This window comes from Anaerotignum propionicum DSM 1682 (genome assembly GCF_001561955.1).
Lineage (GTDB): Bacteria > Bacillota > Clostridia > Lachnospirales > Anaerotignaceae > Chakrabartyella > Chakrabartyella propionicum.
Window position 1 is genome coordinate 378,258 of sequence record NZ_CP014223.1, and the last position, 26,349, is coordinate 404,606.

Here is a 26,349-nt window from a genome sequence, read left to right on the forward strand (position 1 = left end):
AAAGAAGTTTATACATGATAGTATGTTTAGGCGGTCGCAAAAAGGCCGTAAATGAAATAAATGCACCTTGAAAACTGAATACAAGAAAAAAGAGTCAATCGAGAAAAAGTAAAATTTTTTTAGAAATAAAAGTAATAAACGTTGGCAGACGATGCCAACAAAACCGTAGTATCGCTACTACGAAACATTCCAAAGAACAAGCTATTGTTTTGAATTTATTCAAAGCAAAAAACTGGTCAAGCAAGAAAGAGCACAAGGAGAATGCCTTGGCACTAGGAGCCGATGAAAGACGTGATAAGCTGCGATAAGCTTCGGGGAGGCGCAAATAGCCATCGATCCGGAGATTTCTGAATGGGGAAACCTACTTGAGCAAACCTCAAGTATCCATACGTAAATACATAGCGTATGGAAGGGAACGCTGTGAACTGAAACATCTAAGTAGCAGCAGGAGGAGAAAGAAAACTCGATTTCCTAAGTAGCGGCGAGCGAAAGGGAAAGAGGCCAAACCGAAGGACCTAGTTCTTCGGGGTTGCGGACTGTATAAGGTATTGGCAAGAGATAGTCGAACTGTTTTGGGAAAGCAGACCAAAGACGGTGAAAGTCCAGTAGACGAAATTTTGAGCCAGCTGACAGAATCCAGAGTACCACGGGACACGAGAAACCCTGTGGGAAGCCGGGGGGACCACCCCCCAAGCCTAAATACTCCCTAGTGACCGATAGTGAAGCAGTACTGTGAAGGAAAGGTGAAAAGAACCCCGGGAGGGGAGTGAAAGAGAACCTGAAACCTTGTGCTTACAAACAGTCAGAGGGCTTTGTGCCTGATGGCGTACTTTTTGTAGAACGGTCCGGCGAGTTACTAATGCTAGCAAGGTTAAGTGGTCAGAAGCCACGGAGCCGAAGGGAAACCAAGTCTGAATAGGGCGTATAGTTAGTATTAGTAGACCCGAAACCGGGTGACCTATCCATGTCCAGGTTGAAGGAGCCGTAAAAGGCTTTGGAGGACCGAACACACATCTGTTGAAAAAGGTGGTGATGAGGTGTGGATAGCGGAGAAATTCCAATCGAACTCGGAGATAGCTGGTTCTCCTCGAAATAGCTTTAGGGCTAGCCTCGAGAGGAGTCTAACGGAGGTAAAGCACTGAACTGACGCGGGGCCCAAAAAGGTTACCAACTCATATCAAACTAAGAATGCCGTAGAGATACCCTCGGGAGTCAGTCTGCGTGAGATAAGTCGCGTGGACAAAAGGGAAAGAGCCCAGACCGACAGCTAAGGTCCCAAAGTACGTGTTAAGTGGAAAAGGATGTGGGATTTCATAGACAACTAGGATGTTGGCTTAGAAGCAGCCACTCATTTAAAGAGTGCGTAATAGCTCACTAGTCGAGAAAACCTGCGCCGAAAATGTAACGGGGCTAAAACACGTCACCGAAGCTACGGATTTCCTACGAAGAGTAGGAAGTGGTAGAGGAGCATCCTGCAAGGACGAAGCCAAAGTGAAAACAATGGTGGACGAAACAGGAGAGAGAATGCCGGAATGAGTAGCGAGATACATGTGAGAAACATGTAGGCCGAATATCTAAGGTTTCCTGAGTAAAGCTAATCTTCTCAGGGTTAGTCGGGGCCTAAGGCGAGGACGAAAGTCGTAGTCGATGGACAACAGGTTGATATTCCTGTACTACGTATAATCAGAACTGTGGGGACGCAGGAGGATAGGAAAACCGGGGAATGGAAATACCCGGCTAAGCACAAAGTCAAGGGAGATAGGCAAATCCGTTTCCTGATGATGAAGTGCGATGGGGACTGAAAAAAAGTAGGGAAGTTTCCGAATCCACACTGCCAAGAAAAGCCGCTATTGTATTATACGTACCCGTACCGTAAACCGACACAGGTAGATGAGGAGAAAATCCACAGGCCGACGGGAGAAGTGTTGTTAAGGAACTCGGCAAAATAACCCCGTAACTTAGGGATAAGGGGAGCCACGAAAGTGGCCGCAGAAAAGAGGCTCAAGCGACTGTTTAGCAAAAACATAGGTCTATGCGAAACCGTAAGGTGATGTATATGGGCTGACACCTGCCCGGTGCTGGAAGGTTAAGAGGAGAGGTTAGCGTAAGCGAAGCTTTGAATTCAAGCCCCAGTAAACGGCGGCCGTAACTATAACGGTCCTAAGGTAGCGAAATTCCTTGTCAGGTAAGTTCTGACCCGCACGAAAGGTGTAACGATTTGAGCACTGTCTCGACAACACGCCCGGTGAAATTGAAGAACCAGTGAAGATACTGGTTACCCGCAACAGGACGGAAAGACCCCATGGAGCTTTACTGCAGCCTGATACTGGGATTCGATGATATATGTACAGGATAGGAGGGAGGCTATGAAGCCAGGACGCTAGTCTTGGTGGAGCCGCCGGTGGGATACCTCTCTTATGTCATTGGATTTCTAACCCATGTCCATTATCTGGATAGGGGACAATGTCAGGCGGGCAGTTTGACTGGGGCGGTCGCCTCCTAAAAGGTAACGGAGGCGCTCGAAGGTCACCTCAGAATGATTGGAAACCATTCAAAGAGTGTAAAGGCAAAAGGTGGCTTGACTGCGACAGCGACGGCTGGAGCAGGTACGAAAGTAGGACTTAGTGATCCGGTGGTAATAAGTGGGAATGCCATCGCTCAACGGATAAAAGCTACCCTGGGGATAACAGGCTTATCTCCCCCAAGAGTTCACATCGACGGGGAGGTTTGGCACCTCGATGTCGGCTCATCGCATCCTGGGGCTGAAGTAGGTCCCAAGGGTTGGGCTGTTCGCCCATTAAAGCGGTACGCGAGCTGGGTTCAGAACGTCGTGAGACAGTTCGGTCCCTATCCGTTGTGGGCGCTGGAAATTTGAGAGGAGCTGTCCTTAGTACGAGAGGACCGGGATGGACGTACCTCTGGTGTACCGGTTGCAGACCAACTGCACAGCCGGGTAGCTATGTATGGAACGGATAAACGCTGAAGGCATCTAAGCGTGAAGCCGCCCTCAAGATAAGATTTCCCATTCTTCGGAAGTAAGGTCCCTTGAAGATAACGAGGTAGATAGGTTGGAGGTGTAAGCATGGTAACATGTTCAGCTGACCAATACTAATAGACCGAGGGCTTGACCAATAAATCGATTGATAAAGGCGAGGTAATTTCTTTTCCTAACGGAAAAGACCGCTATATTTCCTTCGCATCAATCACCTCTTCACACCTTAGGTGTCTGGTCGGTGATTGGTAAACGCTTAGGAAAGCACTAATATTCTTGTATTCAGTTTTGAAGGTGTAGAGATACATCTGATAGGACAAAGAGGAAGCGAGAGCTTGCCAAAGTCCTTGATATTTCTGGTGATGATGCGCTTAGGGGACACACCCGTTCCCATTCCGAACACGTCGGTTAAGACCTAAGCGGTCGATGATACTTGGTGGGAAGCTGCCTGGGAAAGTAGATGGTTGCCAGATTTCAATTTTTTACAATTCGATCGCTTGCGATTGAGCATCCCCAGTATAAGAGGATATTTTATCGAAGGCTAGATCATTGACTGATCCTCGTTAGCTCAGCGGTAGAGCATCCGGCTGTTAACCGGAGGGTCGTTGGTTCGAATCCAACACGGGGAGTATTTATGGTCCGTTGGTCAAGGGGTTAAGACACCGCCCTTTCACGGCGGTAACGCGGGTTCGAATCCCGCACGGATCATATTTTGGCGCCATAGCCAAGTGGTAAGGCAAAGGTCTGCAACACCTCTATCCCCGGTTCAAATCCGGGTGGCGCCTTGCAAGAGATACGTCTTGAATCAGCAAATGCTAATTCAAGGCGTTTTTTTGCTTACATAATATATCATAAGGTTCAAAACTGACATATAGTATTAATTTTAGTTCATAATAATAGTTTATATATAGATTTTGAGACTTTTCCATTTCCCTTATGAGTAGGAATTTTAGTGAAGCAGAATGGCAGTCCGTTAAAAAAGATTATGGATATTGAACCATTGTACAAAATGAAAGGATGTATCCTCCGGTTCGTTTTGCTGCGTGATTTATGGGATTAAAGGAACATGACATTAGTAATTTCAGGTCGAAACCAATATCAGTAATGGAAGTTCCAAGGAAGGAATCGTTTCTATTTGTATTTCTTTGGATTTAAAGAGGAGTATTTCGGAACAAATAACGGATATTTTATCGATATTAGAAACAGATTAACCGATGTTATTGCGAGGAAAGAAATGACATTGGAAGATGACTATAAAATAGTAAAGCAGCATGTGCTTAAAAAGTATCATATGGAGCCCCACTATGTGGTAGTAACAAATAGTTACATTCAAGAGTTTAATTTAGGATACCTAGAGTTTGAGTATAAAGTGAGCAAAAATAAATAAATTCGTACTTTTTTGTGACAAAAGATGATCAAGTCCTGGCTATCGTCTTTTTTTGTTTCCGACATAAGGATGTAATGTTGTTTTACCATAAATAATATCGAATATATAGTACCGAGTTCATTAAAAAAGGCCTGAATTCAGGCCTTATAGAGAAAACTTATATTTACTTCTTTTCAAAACAGTGAATAGGTTTTCCAATCCACAAAAACTCGTAGCCAAATTGCATATTAAGTATAAGAGCACCTGATAAGTAAAAAGATAAAATTGCGACAACAAGTTCTGACCAAGCAGCCAATTGGTGCATAGGCTCTGGCATGAATCCAAGTGCGCTACCCGTTAGACCAATGAGTAGAAAATCAACAGCTACAAAGATAAAAAATAAAACTTTGTTGGTACGGGTTGCTCCTAAGGTCATGAAGATGCTAAAGATTAAATAGCCCAGAAACGCAACACCTAATTGTCTTGCGTCAATTTTGCTGGTTACTTCTGCACCAAACATACCAAGCTTCATCATCCAGCTCATGGCCACGCCTAACCAGAAAAATCCATAAGCTCCAAAAGCTGTTCCTCCAAAAGCATTCTCTTTTTTAAAGTCTAGAACACTTGCAAATAGTTGGGCGATACCACCAAGAAAGATTGCCCAAGGCAGAATGAAGGATAAATCATTGGTAAACCCCAGTTTTTGTGAAGATGCTACAAGGGTTACCATAGCCAATCCAAGAAGTCCTATGGAACTTGGATCACCTGTTTTCACACTTACATACAGTTTTTCATTTTGAGTATTCATTTTTTTACCTTTCCGTCTATATTGACGAAAATTCCTACCTCCTTTTTCTTATTTTAGATTGAGATAAAATACGTGATTTTTAAGTGCTTACATATCACGTCAACCTACAGGGGGTTCGATTGTTAAATAAATCGTTAAAATTTTAAGGAACGTTTTTTCATTTTACCATTTGTTCTACTTTCTGTCCACTAAAATATTCATTATTTATAACAAAATTTTTTACGATGAAAAATAGAATTTTTTACATATAGGAAATTAGATAGACTTATATATAAAGCTTCTATCGCTTTTCTGAAAAATAAGAGGAAATGCAATATAGTTTTATTATTTAGTTTATTTTTAGAATAATAAATGCATATATTCATTTTTAAATTATTTCGATCATGTAGTATTCTTAACAAAAGTTTATGAACCAGAAAAAAGGGTTAATAGACAGGAATTTAGTGAAATGCTTGGATTTATGCTAAAATGACATGAAAGAGTGGGAATAATACCCTTGAGAATAATAATTTTGAGTTTTTTGCGCAGAAAGTAACAAAAAAGGGGGTTGACGTTTGAAATGGAAAATACTATAATGATTTTATATTTAGGGCGCCATAGCCAAGTGGTAAGGCAAAGGTCTGCAACACCTCTATCCCCGGTTCAAATCCGGGTGGCGCCTTAAGCGGAAGGGCAAGTTTTCTTGAGAGAACTTGTCATTTTTTTATTTCAAATTTTACAACTCTACGGAGCGTTGATTGGATTGTAAAGAGAATTCATTTATAATCATATACGGAGGTGGCAGTAGTGGATTGCAATAAGGTAGGAAAGCTCATTCTGGATTTGCGTAAAGAAAAGAAAATGACACAGAAACAGCTTGCAGATGCCATGAATATAAGTGATAAAACAATTTCGAAATGGGAACGTGGGCTGGGTTGCCCTGACGTATCGTTGCTCAATGAATTATCAGAGGTATTAAATGTAAATATTGAAAAGATACTGTTGGGAGATTTGGAGCCCAACAATACTGACGGAGGAAATATGAGAAAGATAAAATTTTATATGTGTCCTAATTGTGGAAACGTGATTACAGCCACAGGGGAAGCAGAAATATCCTGCTGTGGACGCAAAATGACGGCTTTGGTTCCTAAGCCCGCAGATGAGGAGCACTATTTGAATGTGGAAGCAATAGAGAATGACTATTATATTACCTTTCCCCATGAGATGAAGAAAGAGCATTTTATATCTTTTGTTGCATATGTAACTTATGATAAGGTTCTTCTTGTAAGGCTATACCCTGAGCAGGGTGGTGAGGTACGTATTCCAACACTGCGCAGAGGGGAGCTTTATTTTGGGTGCAGCAGAGATGGTTTATGGGTAACTAAAGTATGATATGTGATGAAGGTTTCGTACCGATTAATATGGGTACTTGGCCCAGAGCACAAGTATTTTATTATTATACCCAAATAGCTCCTACCAGCTATACTGTTGATGTAAGAATGGACGTTACTGTTTTGAGACATAAATTAAAGCAACGTGGGTTCAAATTTTTTCCTGCTTATTTGTGGTTAGTAACCAAAGCAATGCAAGGCATTGACGAGTTAAAAGTAGGGATGAGAGATGGTGTTTTGGGTACGTGGAAGCAATTAACTCCAGCCTATCCTCAGTTTCATCAGGATGACAAAACAACATCATTACTCTGGACAGAATTTCGGGAGGATTTTTCAGGATTTTATGAGAATTATGAGAGGGATGTCAAGGCACATGGTAATAGCCACGGCGTGTTGTCTTCAAAAGGAATTCCTTTATCCAATGCTTATATTATTTCCTGTATCCCATGGTTTACGTTCCAAAGCTTTTCTCTCCATAACCATGGAATAAAGGACTATTATTTTCCCAGCTTTGAAGCGGGGAAGTTTGTGGAAGAAGAGGGTAAGGTATTTATGCCTCTATCGGTTACAGTGCATCATGCAACAGCAGACGGTTACCAACTAAAACTATTCTTTGAATCATTGCAAGGGACAATGAATCACCCGGAGGAATGGCTATGAAGGAAGGTATATGAAGCTGTAGATAAGTTTAATGCTTATACGCCAGCTGCCAGCTCACATGAAATTCTCTCTTGATGATTATGTCTGGACGGGATAGAGAGATGCCAAAAGTTTCGTGAGGTCCTAAAATACCACAGAAATTATCTGTGGTATTTTTATAGTGTAATATTACTTTTGGAGAGAAAATGTGGTTTATCATATGAGAACAGTATAAGACCATGGTACATTTAGACATATATCTAAATGTTATTGACGAAAGCAAGGATTTGTGCTATTTTATATTTAGATAAACATCTAAATGAAATGGGGTGATGATATGGGACTTCAACAGACATTAAAAGCCATTGGCGACCCGACGCGGCGAGAGATTCTGCTTTTATTAAAAACGGGAGAGAAAACTGCAGGGGAAATAGGAGAGCGCTTTGAGGCTACTGGGGCGACTATATCTCATCATTTATCTGTATTAAAAAATGCAGGTTTGATAATGGATGAGAAAAAAGGGAAGTATATTTATTATGAGTTAAACATGACGGTTTTTGAAGAGATTTTAAGCTGGATAACAGCTTTTACTGGAGGGGATAAAAATGAGTAAAAAAAGAATAGCAATATACATTTTTTCAGTATTACCAATTATAATGGTAAGCTTGGTTTATCAGAAGCTTCCGGATTTGGTACCTATGCAATGGGAGGCAGGCGGAGGAGTACGTTATGGTGATAAGTGGCAGTTATATATCATTGCCGGATTATGTTTGATTATGGGTATTTTTATGCCCCTTTTGCCCAAAATTGACCCAAGAAAGAAAAATTATGAAAAGTTTTTTTTAGCTTATGAAAATATTGTTCTTATGATTGTAATATTTATGGCTGCGATCATGGCAATTTCACTTTCCGAGAGTCTTTATCCCGGAAGAATTTCCATACCCAGAGTTGTCAGCGGCGGTGTTGGGCTGTTGTTTATCTTTCTTGGGAACATGATGCCCAAAGTGAAATCAAACTTTTTTACAGGTGTTAGAACGCCTTGGGCATTGAGCAGTGAATTGGTGTGGAATAAAACACAAAGATTAGGTGGCAAAGTATTCTTTTTCGGTGGATTACTCATGACATTGTGTGCGTTTATTGTACCTATCTTTGCAATGCCTTATGTAGTTGGTTTGGTAATGTGCGTCATTGTTTTATACCCAACGACAATGTCATTTGTTTGGTATAAGGATGAGACAAAAGTGTTAGAGAAATAACACATTCAAAGGTGTTAATGAGGGTTGCACAAAATAGGGAGCATGCAAACAAAAAATGTTGACGGTACAAGGTTTTACGGCTATACTGAATTCATCGATAGCCAAAAAGCCTTTTGCCGTCATTTTTTACGTGTTTTTTTGGGTTGCTTTGGCGGGCAAGGATAAGATCATAAGGTCAACCTGCAATAAAGATTAGAGAAGTTATAGATAGTATCTCTGAACAGGTAAAGAAGTTTTTGAGGTAATGATATGGTATGAGGATATTTCTTATTGCCATTTGTGGAAGAGGCTATCATTGTTTTGTTAGAGGGCTCATTAGGAGGTTAAAATACATGCATAAAGAAAGAACTGTTTATATTATTGGACATAAGAACCCTGATACGGATTCTATTTGTTCTGCTATTGCTTATGCAGAGTTAAAAAACAGGTTAAAGGAAGGCAATTTTGCGGCAAAAAGAGCAGGGGAAATCAATAATGAAACAAAATTTGTTCTGGAATATTTTGATGTGGCGGATCCCGGTTTTCTGGGTCACGTTGGCACACAGGTAAGAGATATTACGATTAAATCAACCCCTTCTATCAGTAGAGAGCTTTCCTTAAAAAAGGCATGGAACACCATGCGAGATTTAGGGGATGCCACCATGCCAGTGGTGCAGGATGGAAAGCTTGAAGGCATTATCTCCGTTAAGGATATTGCCACAGCCAATATGGATGTTTATGAAACCCATATTTTGGCCATGTCGCACACCAAGTATACAAACATTCTGGATACTATCGATGGTAAAATGATTATCGGGGCTGAAGATGATATTGTAACAAAGGGGAAAATTTTGATTGGTGCGGCGAATCCTGATTTATTGGAATCCTATATTGAAGAAGGGGATATTGTTATCACGGGGAATCGTTTTGAAAGTCAGCTTTGCTGTATTGAAATGAAGGCGGGCTGTATTGTTGTTTGTATGGGTGCTCCCATTTCTAAGACCATTCAAAAGCTGGCAATAGAAAACAACTGCAAAATCATCAGCACCCCCCATGATACCTATATGACTGCAAGATTGATGAGCCAAAGCACCCCGGTTGGCTATTTTATGCGTAAAGAGGGGCTGATTGCCTTTCATAAGGATGATTTTATTTCTGATATAAAGACTGTTTTATCTAAAATCAGACATAGAGATTTCCCAGTTTTAGATCAGGATGGAAATTACTGTGGAATGCTCTCCCGCCGCTCTTTATTGGATATGGAGAAGAAAAAAATTATCTTGGTTGACCACAATGAAAAAACTCAGGCAGTAGATGGAATTGACGAAGCGGAAATTATTGAAATTATAGACCATCACCGTTTGGGCAGTTTGGAAACCACGATGCCGGTCTATTTCCGCAATCAGCCTGTTGGATGCACCGCTACCATCATTTATGGAATGTATCGGGAAAACGGCGTGGAAATCACTCCAAAGGTTGCAGGTTTATTATGCTCCGCTATATTATCCGATACGCTGATGTTTCGCTCTCCCACTTGCACGGAAAAGGATAGAGAGGCTGCTGAGGCTGTAGCAAAAATTGCAGGAATCGACATTCAAGAATATGCAGAAAAAATGTTTCGGGCAGGCAGTTCTTTGGGGGATAAGGCGCCCCAAGAAATTTTTTATCAGGATTTCAAAAAATTCAGTGGCAGTGGCTTAACCTTTGGGGTTGGTCAGATTTCCTCATTGGATCAGGAGGAGCTGAGTCAGCTTCGCACAAAAATAGCCCTCTATATGGAATCGATTAAAGGCAGTTGTGATGTTTTGTTTTTCCTTTTAACCAATATATTGACGGAGTCTTCGGAGTTGGTTTTCGTTGGAGATAAGGCAAAGGATATTGTGGATGCAGCATTTTGCGGAACAGCAGAAGAAAATTGGATTTACCTCCCCGGCATGGTTTCCAGAAAGAAGCAGTTTGTACCTAAAATATTAAATGGGATTCAACAGGTGCTATGATGAAAAATTATAAGATGATACTTGCCTATGATGGCGGGCGATACAATGGTTGGCAGAAACAAGGCAACACAGACAACACCATACAGGAAAAATTGGAGGGCATCGTTTCTGCTTTGGCGGGATGCCCTATTGAGGTTTTCGGCTCGGGTAGGACAGATGCCGGAACCCATGCTTACGGGCAGGTGGCTAATTTTCATATGGAATGGGATGGTTCGGAGGAGAGACTCATGGATGCCATCAATGAAAAGCTTCCTGAGGACATAGGGGTGCTTTCTTTGGAGGAGGTGCCTCCACGGTTTCACAGCCGCTTGAGTGCCAAGGCAAAAACCTATGAGTATACCATTTGGAATAGTAAAAGGCCACCAGTTTTTGAAAGAAAGTATGTTTTTTGGTGTGAAAAGCCCTTGAATGTGGAAAAAATGCAAGAGGCCGCAAAATTGTTTCTTGGAGAGCATGATTTTAAGAGTTTTTGCGCCAATAAACGAATGAAAAAATCCACGGTGCGGAAAATATATGAGATTCATTTTCATTGCACGGAGGATAAAATAACCATCTCTTATTATGGAAACGGGTTTTTATATCAAATGATAAGAATACTCACAGGCACGCTGATTGAGGTAGGAGAGGGGAAACGACAGCCCGATGAAATCCCCGCTATTTTTGCGGCGTTGGATAGAGAAAAAGCCGGATTCACCGCCCCTGCAAAGGGGTTGGCTTTAAAGGAAGTTTTTTATGGAGAGAGGCAGGAGGAATATGATACGAATTACTGATTTAAAACTGCCTGTAAACGGGGGTGAGGAGCAGCTGAAAAAAAGAGCTGCAAGAGCTTTGGGCATCCCTTTTGAAGGTGTAATAAGTATTAAGATTTTTCGTCGCTCCTTAGATGCCAGAAAAAAGGATCAAATTCATTATGTTCTCGTTGTTGATGTGGAGGTTGCCAATGAAAAAAAGGTACTCGCCAAGGTGACGGGAAAAAATATATCTGTAACCCCAGATTTATCTTATGTTTTTCCTCAAGGAAAGGCTGAATGCATAAATCGTCCCGTAGTGGTTGGTTTTGGCCCAGGGGGGATGTTCGCCGCCTTGCTTTTGGCAGAAATGGGCTTGAAGCCTATTATCTTAGAGCGTGGGGGAGATGTGGAAAGCCGTAAAAAAGCCATTTCTCTTTTTTGGGAAGAAGGGAAGCTTAATTCTGAGAATAACGTACAGTTCGGTGAGGGGGGTGCGGGTACTTTCTCAGATGGAAAGTTGACCACTCGCATTAAGGACCCTCGTTGCCGTAAGGTTTTAGAGGAATTTGTGGCGGCAGGAGCACCGGAGGATATTTTATATGATGCAAAGCCCCATATCGGAACTGATTTATTGCAAAGTGTTGTACAGAGGATTCGAGAAAAGATTCTTTCTCTTGGGGGAGAGGTTCGTTTTTTTGCCAAGGTTTCGGACATTTTGGTTGAAGGCGGACAAGTTGAGGGAGTTGTACTCTCAGATGGAGAAACCATTCAGAGCAACGATGTGGTTTTGGCCATTGGCCATAGTGCAAGGGATACCTTTGAAATGTTATATCAAAAAGGTGCCATGTTAGAGCAAAAGCCCTTTGCCATGGGCGTAAGAATTGAGCATCCCCAAAGGATGATAGATATTGCCCAGTATGGGGAAGGGGATAAGGAACTACCTCCGGCTGACTATCGCTTGACCTATACCACGAAAAAAGGCAGAGGTGTTTACACCTTTTGTATGTGCCCCGGTGGATATGTGGTGGCGGCGGCAAGCGAAGAAGGAAGATTGGCGATTAACGGCATGAGTGAACATGCCAGAGACGGAGAAAATGCCAATTCCGCACTTTTGGTGCAGGTATTCCCCAAGGATTTTGGCTCCGATCATCCTTTGGGGGGAATGTATTTTCAACGGGATTTGGAGGAAAAAGCCTTCGCTTTGGGTGGAGGGAATTATACTGCACCTATACAACGGGTAGGGGCATTTCTTGGTAAATCCAAGGAGGGCTCAACGGTTTCTCCCAGCTATCGTCCAAATACAAAGGAATGCAATTTAGCAGAAATTTTCCCCGACTTTATGACGGAAGCCATGAAAGAAGCTATCCCTGAAATGGGTAAAAGATTAAAGGGATTTGACAGAGAAGATGCAGTATTGACTGCGGTGGAAAGCAGAAGCTCTTCACCTGTTCGGATTCTGCGTGGGGACGACGGAACAAGCCCTTGGGCAAAGGGGCTTTATCCCACGGGGGAGGGTGCCGGTTATGCGGGGGGCATCATCTCTGCCGCTGTGGATGGCATTTTAGCTGCGGAGAAGATATTTTCTAAAAATTTAGTCTAAAAATAAAGAAGCATATATTTCGAAGTATTCATAAGATAAAACAAAGCGCATGAGATAATCAACTTATCCATGCGCTTTTTGTATCTGTTGGAGTGATGCAGAATAACGAACATTTTATTCCGTGGCTAAATTTTTTAAGGTTTCCCCTTCAAGGCGGTATACCGTCCAATCCTTCATGGGTTCTGCGCCCAAAGATAAATAGAAATCGATGCTGGGCTGATTCCAATCCAAGCACCACCATTCCAATCGGCCGCATTTTCGTTCTACGGCAATCCAAGCCAATTCTTTTAAAATTTCTTTTCCATAGCCTTTACCTCTGCATTCTTCTTTCACATATAAATCTTCAAGGTAAATTCCCGCTCTTCCTAAAAAGGTGGAAAAATTGTGAAAGAAAAGGGCAAAGCCGATTTCCTTTCCATCCACTATGGCAAATAGCACTTCAGCCTTTTTTTGTTGGAAAATCCATTCATGGAGAAGTTCTTCTGTAGCGATGACTTCCTCCAGCATTTTTTCATAGCTTGCCAATTCTTGTATGAAGGCTAAAATCAGCGATGTATCTTCTTCTTTTGCAAATCGAAACGATAAATCCATTTTTTTCTCCTTTTCTTCTGTTTGCCACTTCATTATACATATTTATTTGATTTCCAGAATGGTCAACGTTCCCGTTTTATCATCATCAGAATAGATAAAAGAAAAGGCGTCTCCTTCTTTCATGGTATGAAGCTTTTCTGATACAGTTTCATCATAAAATTGGAAGGCTTGAATGGTTCCATCGTCCAAGGTTACCTCAACGGTATGACTGTCAGCCAAGCCATTGAAAACACAGGAAGCATTTTGTGTCGGTGAAGCAAATCCTTCTTCTTTGGTCATAGCCTCTATACTGTAGAAATATCTGGGATCAACAATGCCATCGGCAAAGGCATTTTTTTGCATTGTCACTTCGCATTTGCCCAAAACTTCTTTGTCCTCCATGGTGGAAACAAGCTTTGCCGTAATGACGTAACCTTTTTCTGTTTCCTTATAATTGGATAACACTGTTTCTGAAAGGCCACGATCTCCCTGTGTCAACAAATAAGCATCCCAATCCTTATCATAGATAATGGAATGGGAAAGGGTTTCAGGCAGGGGCAGTAAGTCATCATAGGTTGCGAAAAGGGCAATTGCATACTCCTGAGCAACTTTTTTTGGTACCTTTAACCTTCCATCATCAGTCACTGTCACAAGACTGTTTTCAGCGCCGGAATTACCTAAGAAATAGTAAAGGGCACTCCAAAAAAATTCAGGATTTGTGGCATCATAGTCAGTGTTGTTTTCCAGCATATTTCGCATAAGTGCGTCAATAGGTTCTACCATTGTGGCCATATCTTGGGGTAATGCGCCCTCCGCTTTGGGCTTCACTGAATCGGGTTCACTGTTTTTTTTACTGCAACCCGTTGTACCCAATAGAAATAGTGCGGTAATAAAATATAATATGTATTTTTTCATTTTAATCCTCCTAAGGATAATCCCACATCTCTTTATTCATGGTTGATGTTTGTACGCAATCTGAATGCATTTTTTCTGTCAACCTGCAAAAAATAGAAATTACTTCCAGTATTCGCTTATTGTTGTTATGTTTAAGGAAAATCCGGTAACACAGCCGGGTATATAGAATGAAACGGTATTACTCTAGTATAATCCAATATTATAAACGAAACGTAACAAAAATCTTTCATATTTATAAATTTTTATTGCAAGACTTTTCTGCTCAGTCATAGAATAATGATAGGGGGAAACTCTTTACCCATTCAAAAAAAAATGGTATACTATCAAAACGGTGTTGCTTTTTGACGAAAAAGATTGCAACCCCAGGCTTCCTATCAGTGAAAAAGAAGGAAAGGACGGTTTATGCAGTTGAAGCGCCAGAACCGCAGATAGGGCGGTTGACGAGGTAGAAGTGATCGAATTTTTCGGCGGATGCTTCTCGCCCATTCGTTCAGGGACGCAGGTCTTTCTACAAATAGGAGAAGAAAATTCTCCTGACAAAGGGAAAGGCAACGGACGAATAAAAGAATAAAGGAGAAATTTAAATTATGTGTGGAATTGTTGGATATATCGGGAACGCCGAGGCGGTACCCGTTCTTTTGAATGGCCTTGCCAAGTTGGAATACCGTGGTTATGATTCAGCAGGTATATCTGTATATCATGATGGAATATATACGATTAAGGCAAAAGGCAGATTGGCAAATCTGGCAGAAAAAATTGACAAAGAGGATACTTTATCCTCTCATATGGGAATCGGTCATACCAGATGGGCAACCCACGGGGCACCCAGTGACCGCAACAGCCATCCCCATAATAGCCAAAGCGGAAAAATTTCAGTGGTTCATAACGGAATTATTGAAAATTATATGGAAATTAAGGCCTTCTTGCAGGAAAAGGGTTATGTGTTTGTGTCAGAAACGGACACAGAGGTGGTTGCCCAGTTGTTTGATTATTATTATGAGGGAAATCCTGTTGAAACCCTAAGCAAAGTAGTCAGAAAGGTTCGTGGCGCATATGCCTTGGCAATTATGTGCATTGACCATCCTGATAGCTTGGTTGCAGTCAGAAAGGATTGCCCCCTTTTGGCAGGCTTAAGCAGTGATGGAAATTATGTGGCTTCGGATATTCCCGCACTGTTGGAATATACCAGAGACTATTATTTGTTGGATGATAATGAAATTGTTTTTTTGACCAAAGAAGGGGTAACCCTTTACGATTTGGACGGAAATGAGATTCATAAGGATGTATTCCGTGTGACTTGGGACATTGATGCGGCGGAAAAGGGCGGTTACGATTATTTCATGATGAAGGAAATTATGGAACAGCCTGAAGCGTTGAGAAAGACCGTGTTCCCCAGAATGACAGAAACGAGAATCAGCTTTGAAGATATTTCCTTGACAGAAGAGGAAATTAAGAATTTTAATCGTATCCACATCGTTGCCTGCGGCAGTGCGTGGCATGCAGGTGTTGTAGGTAGATATGTTATGGAAGAGGTAAGCAGAATTCCTGTTGAAGTAGATATTGCTTCTGAATTCCGCTATCGTAATCCCATTTTGAATCAGAATGACCTGTGTATTATCATCAGCCAATCCGGAGAAACTGCAGATACTTTGGCAGCTTTAAGGGAAGCGAAAAAACAGGGGGTTAAAGTACTTTCTATTGTGAATGTGGTAGGCAGTTCCATTGCAAGAGAAAGTGATGATGTGCTTTATACTTGGGCAGGACCTGAAATTGCAGTGGCTACCACAAAGGGATACACAACCCAGCTTTCCTTGTTATATCTGGTTTCCTTGTATTTTGCCAAGGTACGGGGGACTGTGGAGGAAGAACATCTGAATGAGTATTTACAAGAATTACGCTTATTGCCTCAAAAGACAGAAGAGGTATTAAAGTTGGATACAAAGATGGCTGAGCTTGCGAAAAAATATGCCCAAAGTGAGGACGTATTTATCATTGGCCGAGGTCTGGATTATGCGGCGGCAATGGAATCCTCTTTGAAACTGAAAGAAATTTCCTATATCCACAGTGAGGCTTATGCGGCAGGTGAGTTGAAACATGGTACCATTTCCTTAATTGAGGAAGGAACGCTGGTGATTGCCATTGCAACCCAAGAAAGGCTGTTTGAAAAACTGGTGAGTAACGCAAAAGAGGTAAAGGCAAGGGGCGCTAAAGTAATTGCCATTGCTGTAGAGGGAAATCTAGCTATGGAAGAAGTGGCGGATGAAGTGATTTATCTGCCGAAGTCAGGAGATATTTTTACAAGCTCTTACAATGTTTTGCCCATGCAGTTGTTTGCCTACTATACAGCGGTGGAAAGAGGCTGTGATGTAGATAAGCCCAGAAATTTGGCAAAATCAGTAACTGTTGAATAAAATGTTGATTGCTTCATTGAATCATGAAGTTTGTAGGGTGCCGATAAAGTCGGCACCTTTTTATTGCACAAATGATTTATAGAGATTCCTTACCCCAAATTATAATAGAGAGACCAATGAATGGTTTCATTTTATATTTCGACAAAAGGTGATTTTATTATTGACAGCTATATGTATGAGTCATATAATACACTTAGGTGTGTTATTAATATAGTACACTTTAGGAGGGGTAGTATGTTAGATTTTACAGAACTGGTTCTAAATACGGTGGAACCGGTTTATGCGCAAATAAATGAATTTGTAAAACGGCAGATATTTTTGGGAAAAGCAAAGAAGGGAGACCCTTTGCCTTCCAGGCGTGAGTTGGCAACCCAGCTGAAAATCAATCCCAATACTGCGCAGAAGGCTTTCCGTGTTTTAGAGGATGCGGGATTGGTTCTAACGCCCAAAAATACCGTCAGTATCCTTTATTTTGACGAGGATATGCTTGTGGAGATACAACGGGAAATGACAGGGGATTTGGTTGCAGAGTTTGTAAAAAGGTTGAAAGAAAATAAATTATCCCTTGATGAGGTATTAGGATTGCTGCAACAGGAATGGCAAAAGGGGGAGCAGGCATGAAAAATACATTAAAGCTCAGTAATTATTTATTTCATTGGTATTTTCGCAAGAGTGGTCGGTATATCCTGAGCTTTTCCTTGGGAATAGCCTCTCTTTTGCTTTTGATTAGCAGCAGTCTTAGCCCGAACAACACATATCAGCATATTGCTAAAGAATTTCGCACCTTTGATATGGTGATTGATTATAGTGGCACAGGAATTGTTTTTTTTCTGGGTTTGGTTACGCTATTTATCACACTCTTTATTCAAATGAATGGATTTTACACAAACGGAAAAGGAATGTATTCTATCTTGACGTTGCCTATGAAAAGGTGCCAGGTGTTTTACGCCTTCTTTTTATCAGCATCAGCGGTAGTATTTTTATATTTTGCCCTGTGGCTCGTGGCCATGGTGGCGTTGTACATACCCATTACTTCTATGTATGTGAAAGCAGCATTCCAATCTGTTTTGCGTATTTCCCAGAGCGTAACCGTTAGAGACATAGATACCTCTATTTCCAATGGATTTTTTTTGGCATTTCACAGGAGTATATTTTTATCTTCTTGCTTCCCGGTTTCTTGGATACAGGTATTGGCATTAAGCGGGGGGATGTTTCTCTCTATCACTGCCATTGTTTTTGCAGGGTTATATAATGAAAGCGTTTTTACCCGAGTGTTACTGTTTGTGGTTGTGTTAGCGGGGTTTTTTGTGGCATTTTATCGGGCATGGATCTTTTTCGATAATCAGTTATTTTATTCAGTGAGAACCATAATGCCCCAAAGTCTTTATCTGTTTGTACTGGCAGGGCTTCTCGGAGTGGTATTAATGATTGTTGCCATAAACAAATTAAAGAGGAGAAAAGACATTTAAAAAGGGGGGAAGGGTATGAAAAATAAAGTAATGTGGGCGTTTGCTTTGTGCATTTTGATTTTCTCAGTTTTTTTGGGTGTAATGCATCGATTACAAGATAACGGCATTTTTTATTTGAGTGATTTGGAGGGACAACGAGAATATCTAAACCTTTTTCCCATAGAAGGGATTGCTGGTGATGGCACCCAAGGAATCAGTTTTCGTTTAGAGGATGGGGAGCTTACCACGAAGTTTTATCCCTTTGATACAGAGCAGATTAAAAGTATTATTTTTGCTGAACGCAAGGGATACACAGGCATAAAGAAATACAGCTATAATTACTATAAACAAGAAAATTATTATGATTTTAGCCGCAGCGGAAATGTATACGCTACCACCGATTCAGCACCTTCCAAAGACGCAAACATGCAGCATAAGGATAATTTTCACGAAGAATTATTAGAAGATTATGATTTGCAAAATGCCAAATTTGTTGGAGGTGAAACAGTTATAGCAGATAAAATTGATGTATATTTATCTTTTTTAGATGCGGATAATGGACATTTGGCGAGGGTGCCTACAGGAATGACCTTGCAGGATAAGCCTTATTATTATACCCGGGGGGATTATGCGGAAACGAATTCTTCCTTCACCCATTCATCCTTTAATGACATACAAATTAATACAATATGTATTAAATTAGGGGATTCCTATTATAGTATGGCAATTCCTAACGAAGAATGCCGGGGAAAAACTACCTTATATCGTGTTAACAAAGAGGAAATGGTTAAAACACCTGATAGGGCGGAGCTATATGACCAAAGGGAATACGGAGAAGCAAAAGCCCTTTGTGCCTTCCCTTTGGATGAGGATAATCATGTATTGGGGATGTTTAAGGTTGGAGAGAAATCGATTGGAATTTTTAGAACCCAAAAAGACAGCTTATTTTTTGAATTATATAATACAGAAGGTGCTTTGGTGGCACAGGATTTGCTTACAAACGAGCTGGGTAGAAAGGTAGACCAAGCTGAGGCAGATGTGGTTTCTTGGAATGAACAGGATGCGTCCATTTACTTTAGAACGTATGAAATTGTGAAACAAAAGGACGATTCTGAGGTTTGGGAGACGGTGGTAAACGGGATGTACCAATTTGATGAAAAAGGCTTAAAGCGAATGAATTGCTATGGAGAGGGTGGAAGATTACTTTCTGTATGCAGAAATAATCTGATTTTTGATGTATCTATGGTAAATGATGAAAAAATGAAGCTTCCTTATTATTACGGATATCAAGTGTATCTGACTGTAATGAATGGAGATACAGAAAAAGTTCTTTATCGAGGGATGCTGGAAACGGATTATGATGAAGATATATATAAAATGTTTTCTGTATATGATATTTCGAAAAGTGCTCCTTATCTTGAGGAGGCGATGAAGAATTATTATGGCAATTCAGTGATTACCCAAAGACAGCGCCAGATTATGGAGGTTTTACCCATAAACGGAAAGGTGGAAAATTCATGGTGGAGATAGAGAATTTATATTTTACCTATGCAAACTATCAAAGGGTTTTGGAAAATGTCTCCTTCAGTGTTCCCACTGGGCAGATTGTAGCGGTTTTGGGTGCAAATGGTGCGGGGAAAACCACACTTTTAAAGCTGATTGCCGGTTTGATGAAGCCTGACAACAATTTGGAGATTAAAATAGATGAAAAAACACCCCAGCAGATGACAGGGAAAATTTCGTACATCAGTGAGGCGGGAACATATTTTAACGACCTGACGCCCAAGGCGTATGGTGATTTTTTGCAAGATTTTTTTCTATCCTTTGACAGGCCTTACTTTGACATGCTTTTGGAATTTTTTCATTTAGAGGAACGACCCGTTAAAAAAATGTCAAAGGGGCAGAGGGCCAAGGTGGAAATTGCCGCAGGTATGGCAAAAAGAACGCCCTATATCATCATGGATGAACCCTTTGTGGGAAAGGATATGTTTACCCGACAGGATTTTATGCAGGCCTTATCGGGAACGCTGTCGGGAGAGGAAACGATTTTTATTACCACCCATGAAATAAGTGAAATTGAAAATTTTGTGGATCGGGTGATTATTTTAAAGGAAAATACAATTGCAGTTGATATTACTATGGATGACCTTCGTCAGGAGGGCAAGACTATTCAGGAGCTTATGAAGGATATTATTGGATATCAGGAAAATGGTTTTTATACTTATTTAGATAAAATTGAGTAGAGGTACTATGAATCAAAAGCATTTGTTACAAAAAAATTGTTCAAGGGTATATTGCCCTTGGACTTATTTTTTTGAAGAAGACTAAAAAAACAAATTAGGGTAAAAAAATAACAAAAAGTCCCATTAAGCCCGAAAAAACAAGGGAAATTGACATCGGTTGGGGGTTATGCTATACTTTCTCAAGAATTAGACTGAATTAACTTTAGATAGAGGGATTATAATGACGTTAGATGAATTGCCCATTGGCAAAGAAGCAGTAATTTTGAAGGTTGGCGGCGAAGGGGTTTTGCGCTATCGCCTTTTAGATATGGGGTTGATTCCCAAAACAAAAATCATGGTTACAAAGGTTGCACCTATGGGCGATCCCATAGAGCTGCGTTTGAGAGGGTACACGCTGACTATTCGTTTGGAGGACGCCAGAAGTATACAGGTGATTGAGGAGGCTGCAAAATGATATTTGCTTTAGCAGGAAATCAAAATTGTGGCAAAACAACATTGTTTAATCAACTGACAGGCTCCAATCAGCATGTGGGAAACTTCCCTGGGGTGACGGTAGAGCAAAAAATTGGTGAAATCAGAGGCCATAAGGACTGCAAGGTGGTGGATTTACCTGGAATTTATTCCATCCGCCCCTATACCAGCGAAGAGATTGTAAGCCGAGATTTTATTTTAAACGAAAAGCCTGACGGCATTATTAATATTGTAGACGCTACCAATATTGAGAGAAATTTATATTTGACGCTACAATTGTTGGAAATGCGAATTCCTATGGTTTTGGCATTAAATATGATGGATGAGGTACGCAATAACGGCGGTACGATTAACGTTGAAAAGATGTCGGAGGAATTGGGCATTCCCGTAATCCCCATCAGTGCGGCAAAAAATGAAGGGATTGAGGAACTGCTTCAAAGTGCATTGAAGGAAACCAAGCAAAGGAAACTACCACAACGGCTGGATTTTTGTCCTCAGGGGCCTGTGCACAGGTGTATCCATTCTGTTTGTCATCAGCTGGAGGATCATGCTGAAAATGCAGGGCTTCCATTAAGATTTAGCGCCACAAAGGTGATTGAAAATGATGAGGATATAATAAAAAGATTGATGCTCAGCCAAAATGAATTGGAATTGATTGAGCACAGTATTATTGAGATGGAAACAGAGCTTTCCTTGGATCGTAATGCGGCGTTAGCTGATATGCGCTATGCCTTTATTGAGAAGGTTTGCGAAGCAACGGTAATCAAATGTCAGGAGAGTAAAGAGCATATTCGCAGTGTTCGCATTGATGGACTGTTAACCCATAAATTTTTCTCAATTCCAATATTTGTTGGCATTATGTTTATGATTTTTTTCCTTACATTCAATGTGATTGGTGCTTTCTTAAGCGATGGGTTATCAGTACTCATTGATGGGATTACAGGATGGGTAGATCAAGGGCTTACCTTATATGGCATAAATACTGTGGTACACAGTTTGGTTATTGATGGTATTTTTGCAGGAGTTGGCAGTGTTTTAAGCTTTTTGCCCATTATTGTGGTATTGTTTTTCTTCCTTTCTATTTTGGAAGATACGGGATATATGGCCAGAGTTGCTTTTGTCATGGATAAGCTTCTGCGGAAAATAGGTCTTTCCGGTCGAAGTATTGTTCCGCTGTTAATTGGCTTTGGCTGTACGGTACCAGCAGTTATGGCAACCAGAACCCTTTCTTCGGAACGTGACAGAAAAATGACCATGCTATTAACACCTTTTATGAGTTGCTCTGCAAAAATACCCATTTATGCGGTTTTCACCGCGGCTTTTTTCCCGAAGCAGGGAGCATTGGTTATGCTTGGTCTCTATCTATTTGGAATTATAATAGGGATTTTTGTGGCACTTTTGTTTGGTAGAACCATTTTTCATGGTAACCCCATTCCCTTTGTAATGGAATTGCCAAATTACCGTTTCCCTTCATTAAAGAGCGTGGTTTTGTTGATGTGGGATAAGGCTAGAGATTTTTTACAAAAGGCATTTACTGTTATTTTTGTAGCTACAATTATTATTTGGTTTTTACAAAGCTTTGATAGTCACTTGAATATTGTAGCAGATAGTGCAAACAGCCTTCTTGCAATGTTCGGACGAATTTTGGCACCATTATTTGTTCCTCTTGGTTTTACGGATTGGCGTATTCCAACGGCATTGATAACCGGATTCACTGCGAAGGAAGCGGTAATCAGTACTATGAGTGTTTTGTTGGGAACAACTGTGGCACAACTGAAGGATGCCTTGTCTATGTTATTTACACCTATTTCTGCCATTAGCTTTTTGGTTTTTACGCTCTTATACACACCATGTGTGGCGGCCATAGCAGCGGTGAAAAGGGAGTTGAATTCAGGTTTTTTGGCAGGAGTTGTTGCTTTGATTCAGTGTGTGATTGCATGGATTGTGGCTTTCGGTGTATATCAAATATTACAGCTGTTTGCATAAGGAGCTGATTACATGGGTATTTTGGATTATATTATTTTAGGACTGATTGCCTTGGGTTTCATAGGGGCTGTTCGCCGTATGAAAAAAAACGGCGGTTGCTGTGGATGCGGGGGAAGCTGCGGTCAATGTAAAAAAGAAAGAAAAGAGAAAAAGTAAGAAAGTTCAAAAAACAACTTACTTTTTTTAGAATGAAATCGGATTTGCAATTGAAAACTGAAAGAATACTAGGTAAAGTTTATCTCATAGGCTCTTCCTTTCTGATAAAACAGAAAGGACAGAGCCTATTTTTATAGATGGAATTTGAAAAAAGTATTTATTAATTGGGGTAAAAATTTATTTCAATAAAAGAGAGCATGGTATCATTTTGGTTGATATAAGTGTGACCGATGGAAGAGTCGAAAGCCAGTGAATCCCCTTCAACCAAAGTATAGTCTCCAGCCTCAGTATGAAGGGTTAGTTCACCCTGAATGATATAAATATATTCTTGTGCTTTTTCCGAATGCCCGATGGAAGCATTGGAGGATTGTGCATCCAACTCCACATAAAAAAGCTCGAAATTCCGCACAGGAGTGTTTTTAAAATAGCAATATACCCTGTAATGCTCTGACTCTCCTATCTGCATTACAGACTCCTCTCTTGAGACAAAAGTTGATTCCTTCTCAACCCCTTCCATCAATTTTGTATATGGGACATTTAAGCCATTGGCAATTTTCCAAATTGTGTTTATGGTAGGATTGCTGCTACCCTTTTCTATATCTGAAAGCATGGCTTTACTGATGCCTGAGATTTTTGATAATTGACCCAGTGTCAAATTACGTTCGTTTCTTAATTCCTTGAGATTGATTGCAATAATTTTGCCCAGTTCCATAAATTCTCCTTTTATACTTGACAAATAAAATGAACAATTGTAAGATATAAAAAACAATTTCGTTCGATATATCAATCAAACGTAAGATATGATACATAATATTATAATCAGAATGGAAACAAAAAGCAAGAGAATGCATGTAATTTATATATCTATCTATTTTACTTTGTTGAACCAGTCAAAACTCTGTTCTTGCACCAGGAAGAAGGATGAATCAAAAGGAGGTCTTTTAATATGGAGAAGCTATCAAGAGAAGATGCATGGGAATTATTATGTGAATACACGAAGACACCGGCTCTTCGAAAGCATGCACTGGCAGTAGAGGCAGCAATGGCTCATTTTGCTCGTCTCAATGGAGAAGATGAGGAAGTATGGGGCGTTGTGGGATTATTACATGATTTGGACTATGAAAAATATCCGGAGGAGCATTGTCACAAAGCTGAAGAAATTATGAGTGAACGGGAAGTAGATGAAATTTATATTCGTGCCATGAAAACCCATGGTTATGGTATTTGTACTGAAGTGAAGCCGGAAAGCCAGATGGAAAAGACATTGTTTACCATTGACGAGCTGACGGGGCTGATAAATGCTCTTTGCCTGATGCGACCATCGAAAAGTGTGTTGGATTTAGAGGTAAAGTCTGTGAAAAAGAAATTTAAGGACAAGTCCTTTGCAGCAGGGGTGAATAGAGAAGTCATTATCAAGGGTTGTGAAATGCTGGGGATAGACTTAGATGAGGTCATGCGAGAAACCATTGAAGGGATGAAAGAAAGGGCAGAGGAAATTGGGTTAAAAGGAGCCCTTTAGTTAATTGTAATTCTGAGGTTTTTATCATTATTTAACAAAAAAATGTTGAAATCATGACCTCAGAAGAAAAGTACGAAAAGAATTATTTTTGCGATTTATAAAGGGCATTAAAGGAATACGGTTATTGTGTTGGTTTTAGATGGAATACATAAAAGATTTGCCGTAGAATTAAATTCTACGGCAAATCTTATGAAAACATATTAAATAGGGAATAGCATTTTTAGCATTCACCTGTTTATTTTTAGTTCATATCATTTTTTAATCTTAGTAAGTAAATAACTGTGTCCATGCATTGCCATCTACGCCAACGCCGATGTACTTAAAGTTGGGGTTCATAATATTTGCTCTATGTCCCTCGGAGTTCATCCAGTCATTCATAACCTGTTCAGGTGTTTTTTGTCCAAGAGCGATATTTTCGCCGGCACCTCTGTAAGAAGCATTTGCTTCGTCAAGGGCTGTAAAGCAGCTTCTGCCATCAGGTCTTGTATGGGAAAAGCTTGTCTGAACTTCTTTTGCACGAACTTGTGCAGCTGCGGTAACTTTTGTATCAATTGTCAATGCACCTAAGCCTGCTTTTGCTCTTTCTGCATTTACAAGGTCAACTACTTTCTGTGCATTTACGGATACAGTTGCGGTTGTATCAGTAGAACTGTTGTTGCCGGAACCATTGTTGCTGGAACCGTTGTTGCTGGAACCGTTGTTGCCGGAACCGTTGTTGCCGGAACCATTGTTGCCGGAACCGTTGTTGCCGGAACCGTTGTTGGAGCCGGTTGTACAATTGGGTCCTGTACAAGTGTTGCCGGTGTTACATTTTGTGCCTGCTGTAGCCTTGGAACCGGGTGTGCACTTAATGTTTGGTGTGCAGTTAATTCCGTTTTTTGTGATAACAATACCTTTTAAGTTTGCAGCACCCTTTACAGATGATCCGTTGTTGCAGTTTAACTGGCTTAAAATGGAATCCAAATTAACGGAGTTTAAGCAGTTATTTTGTGTGCTGTTCAAGTTCTGAGCACCCTTTACTGTGCCGTTTGTCAATGCTTTTGGTGTTGGGCAATTGGAGCCGGAAGGTATATTGCATCCAAGAGGTGCAGCCATTGCCTGCACGGACATGGTAAGGACTGCTACAGAAACAGCGGCAGCTAATCTAAATTTTTTCATTTCAGTTCCTCCTTTATTCAATCTACGCTTTAATTACAGCTGGTATTGCAATTAGAACCGGTGCAGTTATAACCGTTAAAGCAGTTAGAAGCAGTTGTGGTGCTAGCACCCTTAACAGCTTTTGATGTTGTTGTGCAGTTGGAACCGGTTGCGCAGTTTGAGCCTGTGTTGCAGTTGGAGCCTGTTGTGCAATTGTTTGTGCTTGCACCTTTCACTCTTGTTGCAGCATTTGTATAGCAGTTAGAACCCTTTGTTGAAGTGGTGCAGTTAGAGCCTTTTGCTGTTGTTGTGCCTTTTACATAGCTAGCACCCTTTACAGATGAACCGTTGTTTTTGCAGTTCAGCTGGCTTAAAACAGAATCGATGTTTGTTGATTTAAAACAATTATTCTGTGTGCTGTTTGAGGTCTGGATACCTTTTACCGCACTTGTGTACGCTTTGCTTGTTGGGCAACTGGAACCGGAAGATATATTACAGTTCAGAGGTGCGGCCATCGCCTGCACGGACATGGTAAGAACTGCAACGGAAACAGCAGCGGCTAATCTAAATTTTTTCATTTAAAGTTCCTCCTTATTCATAGAAAAGTTTTTAAATAGTTGTTTCTCAATTGTTATGTAATTGTTACAAAACTGTTACAAGAACATAGTATCACAGCATTCAAAAGAATAAAAGCGTAAACAAATGGTAATTATCTATGAAAAAAGTGGTGAAAATCTTCGTTTTCCTTGTATTTT

The 26,349-nt window shown here is 40.6% G+C and carries 20 protein-coding genes, 4 tRNA genes, 2 rRNA genes and 1 pseudogene; 21 read left to right on the top strand and 6 right to left on the bottom strand.

Annotation, left to right across the window (positions count from 1 at the left end):
• Positions 1-234: 234 nt before the first annotated feature.
• From CPRO_RS01745 to CPRO_RS01765, 5 genes are all read left to right on the top strand, one after another.
• Positions 235-3,132, top strand: a 23S ribosomal RNA gene (locus CPRO_RS01745).
• 215 nt (positions 3,133-3,347) lie between these two features.
• Positions 3,348-3,465, top strand: a 5S ribosomal RNA gene (gene rrf, locus CPRO_RS01750).
• Positions 3,466-3,549: 84 nt separating this feature from the next.
• Positions 3,550-3,621, top strand: a tRNA-Asn gene (locus CPRO_RS01755).
• A 7-nt stretch (positions 3,622-3,628) separates the two neighbouring features.
• Positions 3,629-3,700: transfer RNA gene (locus CPRO_RS01760), tRNA-Glu, on the top strand.
• A 6-nt stretch (positions 3,701-3,706) separates the two neighbouring features.
• Positions 3,707-3,777, top strand: a tRNA-Cys gene (locus tag CPRO_RS01765).
• A gap of 765 nt (positions 3,778-4,542) precedes the next feature.
• On the opposite strand, the gene CPRO_RS01775 is transcribed toward CPRO_RS01765, so the two are convergent.
• Positions 4,543-5,166 carry an acetate uptake transporter gene (locus tag CPRO_RS01775; protein WP_066047145.1) on the bottom strand — a complete coding sequence of 208 codons (624 nt, stop codon included), beginning with the start codon at positions 5,164-5,166 and terminating at the stop codon, positions 4,543-4,545.
• 590 nt (positions 5,167-5,756) lie between these two features.
• On the opposite strand from CPRO_RS01775, the gene CPRO_RS01780 reads away from it, so the two are divergent.
• The 8 genes from CPRO_RS01780 (at position 5,757) to CPRO_RS01815 (ending at position 12,738) form a co-directional block, all read left to right on the top strand.
• A tRNA-Cys gene (locus CPRO_RS01780) sits at positions 5,757-5,827 on the top strand.
• A 125-nt stretch (positions 5,828-5,952) separates the two neighbouring features.
• A complete protein-coding gene (locus tag CPRO_RS01785; RefSeq protein WP_066047147.1) occupies positions 5,953-6,537 on the top strand; it encodes a helix-turn-helix domain-containing protein in 585 nt (194 codons plus the stop codon).
• Positions 6,534-7,196: a CatA-like O-acetyltransferase gene (locus CPRO_RS01790; RefSeq protein WP_066047153.1), complete on the top strand. Its 663-nt coding sequence runs from the start codon at positions 6,534-6,536 to the stop codon at positions 7,194-7,196. Before CPRO_RS01785 ends, CPRO_RS01790 begins: the two co-directional genes overlap by 4 nt.
• A 316-nt stretch (positions 7,197-7,512) precedes the next feature.
• Positions 7,513-7,788: an autorepressor SdpR family transcription factor gene (locus CPRO_RS01795; RefSeq protein ID WP_066047156.1), complete on the top strand. Its 276-nt coding sequence runs from the start codon at positions 7,513-7,515 to the stop codon at positions 7,786-7,788.
• A complete protein-coding gene (locus tag CPRO_RS01800; protein ID WP_066047160.1) occupies positions 7,781-8,431 on the top strand; it encodes an SdpI family protein in 651 nt (216 codons plus the stop codon). The genes CPRO_RS01795 and CPRO_RS01800 overlap by 8 nt, the downstream gene beginning before the upstream one ends.
• A gap of 332 nt (positions 8,432-8,763) precedes the next feature.
• Positions 8,764-10,407 carry a putative manganese-dependent inorganic diphosphatase gene (locus tag CPRO_RS01805; RefSeq protein ID WP_066047163.1) on the top strand — a complete coding sequence of 548 codons (1,644 nt, stop codon included), beginning with the start codon at positions 8,764-8,766 and terminating at the stop codon, positions 10,405-10,407.
• Positions 10,407-11,177 (top strand): tRNA pseudouridine(38-40) synthase TruA, encoded by a 771-nt coding sequence (gene truA / locus CPRO_RS01810; RefSeq protein ID WP_330383853.1) that lies wholly within the window; start codon positions 10,407-10,409, stop codon positions 11,175-11,177. The genes CPRO_RS01805 and truA overlap by 1 nt, the downstream gene beginning before the upstream one ends.
• Positions 11,161-12,738 (top strand): NAD(P)/FAD-dependent oxidoreductase, encoded by a 1,578-nt coding sequence (locus CPRO_RS01815; RefSeq protein WP_066047169.1) that lies wholly within the window; start codon positions 11,161-11,163, stop codon positions 12,736-12,738. The genes truA and CPRO_RS01815 overlap by 17 nt, the downstream gene beginning before the upstream one ends.
• A gap of 114 nt (positions 12,739-12,852) precedes the next feature.
• Here the strand turns inward: CPRO_RS01815 and CPRO_RS01820 are convergent, their stop codons facing one another.
• Complete coding sequence (locus tag CPRO_RS01820) at positions 12,853-13,329, bottom strand: GNAT family N-acetyltransferase (protein WP_082754184.1); 477 nt, start codon at positions 13,327-13,329, stop codon at positions 12,853-12,855.
• Between the two features lie 42 nt (positions 13,330-13,371).
• Positions 13,372-14,223, bottom strand: coding sequence for a hypothetical protein (locus tag CPRO_RS01825; protein WP_066047176.1), 852 nt, complete (start codon positions 14,221-14,223; stop codon positions 13,372-13,374).
• Between the two features lie 587 nt (positions 14,224-14,810).
• Here CPRO_RS01825 and glmS point away from each other — a divergent pair.
• From glmS to CPRO_RS15150, 7 genes and pseudogenes are all read left to right on the top strand, one after another.
• Entirely contained in the window at positions 14,811-16,634 is a 1,824-nt protein-coding gene (gene glmS, locus CPRO_RS01830; protein WP_066047179.1) for a glutamine--fructose-6-phosphate transaminase (isomerizing), read from the top strand.
• A 234-nt stretch (positions 16,635-16,868) separates the two neighbouring features.
• Positions 16,869-17,255 carry a GntR family transcriptional regulator gene (locus tag CPRO_RS01835; RefSeq protein ID WP_066047182.1) on the top strand — a complete coding sequence of 129 codons (387 nt, stop codon included), beginning with the start codon at positions 16,869-16,871 and terminating at the stop codon, positions 17,253-17,255.
• Positions 17,252-18,103, top strand: a complete 852-nt coding sequence (locus CPRO_RS01840; RefSeq protein ID WP_066047184.1) for a hypothetical protein — start codon at positions 17,252-17,254, stop codon at positions 18,101-18,103. The genes CPRO_RS01835 and CPRO_RS01840 overlap by 4 nt, the downstream gene beginning before the upstream one ends.
• Before the next feature lie 15 nt (positions 18,104-18,118).
• Positions 18,119-19,612, top strand: coding sequence for a hypothetical protein (locus CPRO_RS01845; protein WP_066047189.1), 1,494 nt, complete (start codon positions 18,119-18,121; stop codon positions 19,610-19,612).
• Positions 19,600-20,325: an ATP-binding cassette domain-containing protein gene (locus CPRO_RS01850; RefSeq protein WP_066047192.1), complete on the top strand. Its 726-nt coding sequence runs from the start codon at positions 19,600-19,602 to the stop codon at positions 20,323-20,325. The genes CPRO_RS01845 and CPRO_RS01850 overlap by 13 nt, the downstream gene beginning before the upstream one ends.
• A gap of 220 nt (positions 20,326-20,545) precedes the next feature.
• A pseudogene (feoB, locus tag CPRO_RS01860) lies at positions 20,546-22,782 on the top strand (ferrous iron transport protein B).
• Positions 22,783-22,794: 12 nt separating this feature from the next.
• Complete coding sequence (locus CPRO_RS15150; protein ID WP_143148990.1) at positions 22,795-22,938, top strand: FeoB-associated Cys-rich membrane protein; 144 nt, start codon at positions 22,795-22,797, stop codon at positions 22,936-22,938.
• A gap of 160 nt (positions 22,939-23,098) precedes the next feature.
• Here CPRO_RS15150 and CPRO_RS01865 read toward each other — a convergent pair whose 3' ends face one another.
• Complete coding sequence (locus CPRO_RS01865; protein WP_066047201.1) at positions 23,099-23,650, bottom strand: helix-turn-helix domain-containing protein; 552 nt, start codon at positions 23,648-23,650, stop codon at positions 23,099-23,101.
• Between the two features lie 234 nt (positions 23,651-23,884).
• Between CPRO_RS01865 and CPRO_RS01870 the strand changes: the two genes are divergently transcribed.
• Positions 23,885-24,457 carry an HDIG domain-containing metalloprotein gene (locus CPRO_RS01870; protein WP_066047203.1) on the top strand — a complete coding sequence of 191 codons (573 nt, stop codon included), beginning with the start codon at positions 23,885-23,887 and terminating at the stop codon, positions 24,455-24,457.
• A 264-nt stretch (positions 24,458-24,721) separates the two neighbouring features.
• Here the strand turns inward: CPRO_RS01870 and CPRO_RS15520 are convergent, their stop codons facing one another.
• Positions 24,722-25,615: a CAP domain-containing protein gene (locus CPRO_RS15520; RefSeq protein WP_066047206.1), complete on the bottom strand. Its 894-nt coding sequence runs from the start codon at positions 25,613-25,615 to the stop codon at positions 24,722-24,724.
• Positions 25,616-25,644: 29 nt separating this feature from the next.
• Positions 25,645-26,172 carry a hypothetical protein gene (locus CPRO_RS01880; protein WP_066047210.1) on the bottom strand — a complete coding sequence of 176 codons (528 nt, stop codon included), beginning with the start codon at positions 26,170-26,172 and terminating at the stop codon, positions 25,645-25,647.
• Positions 26,173-26,349 lie beyond the last annotated feature (177 nt).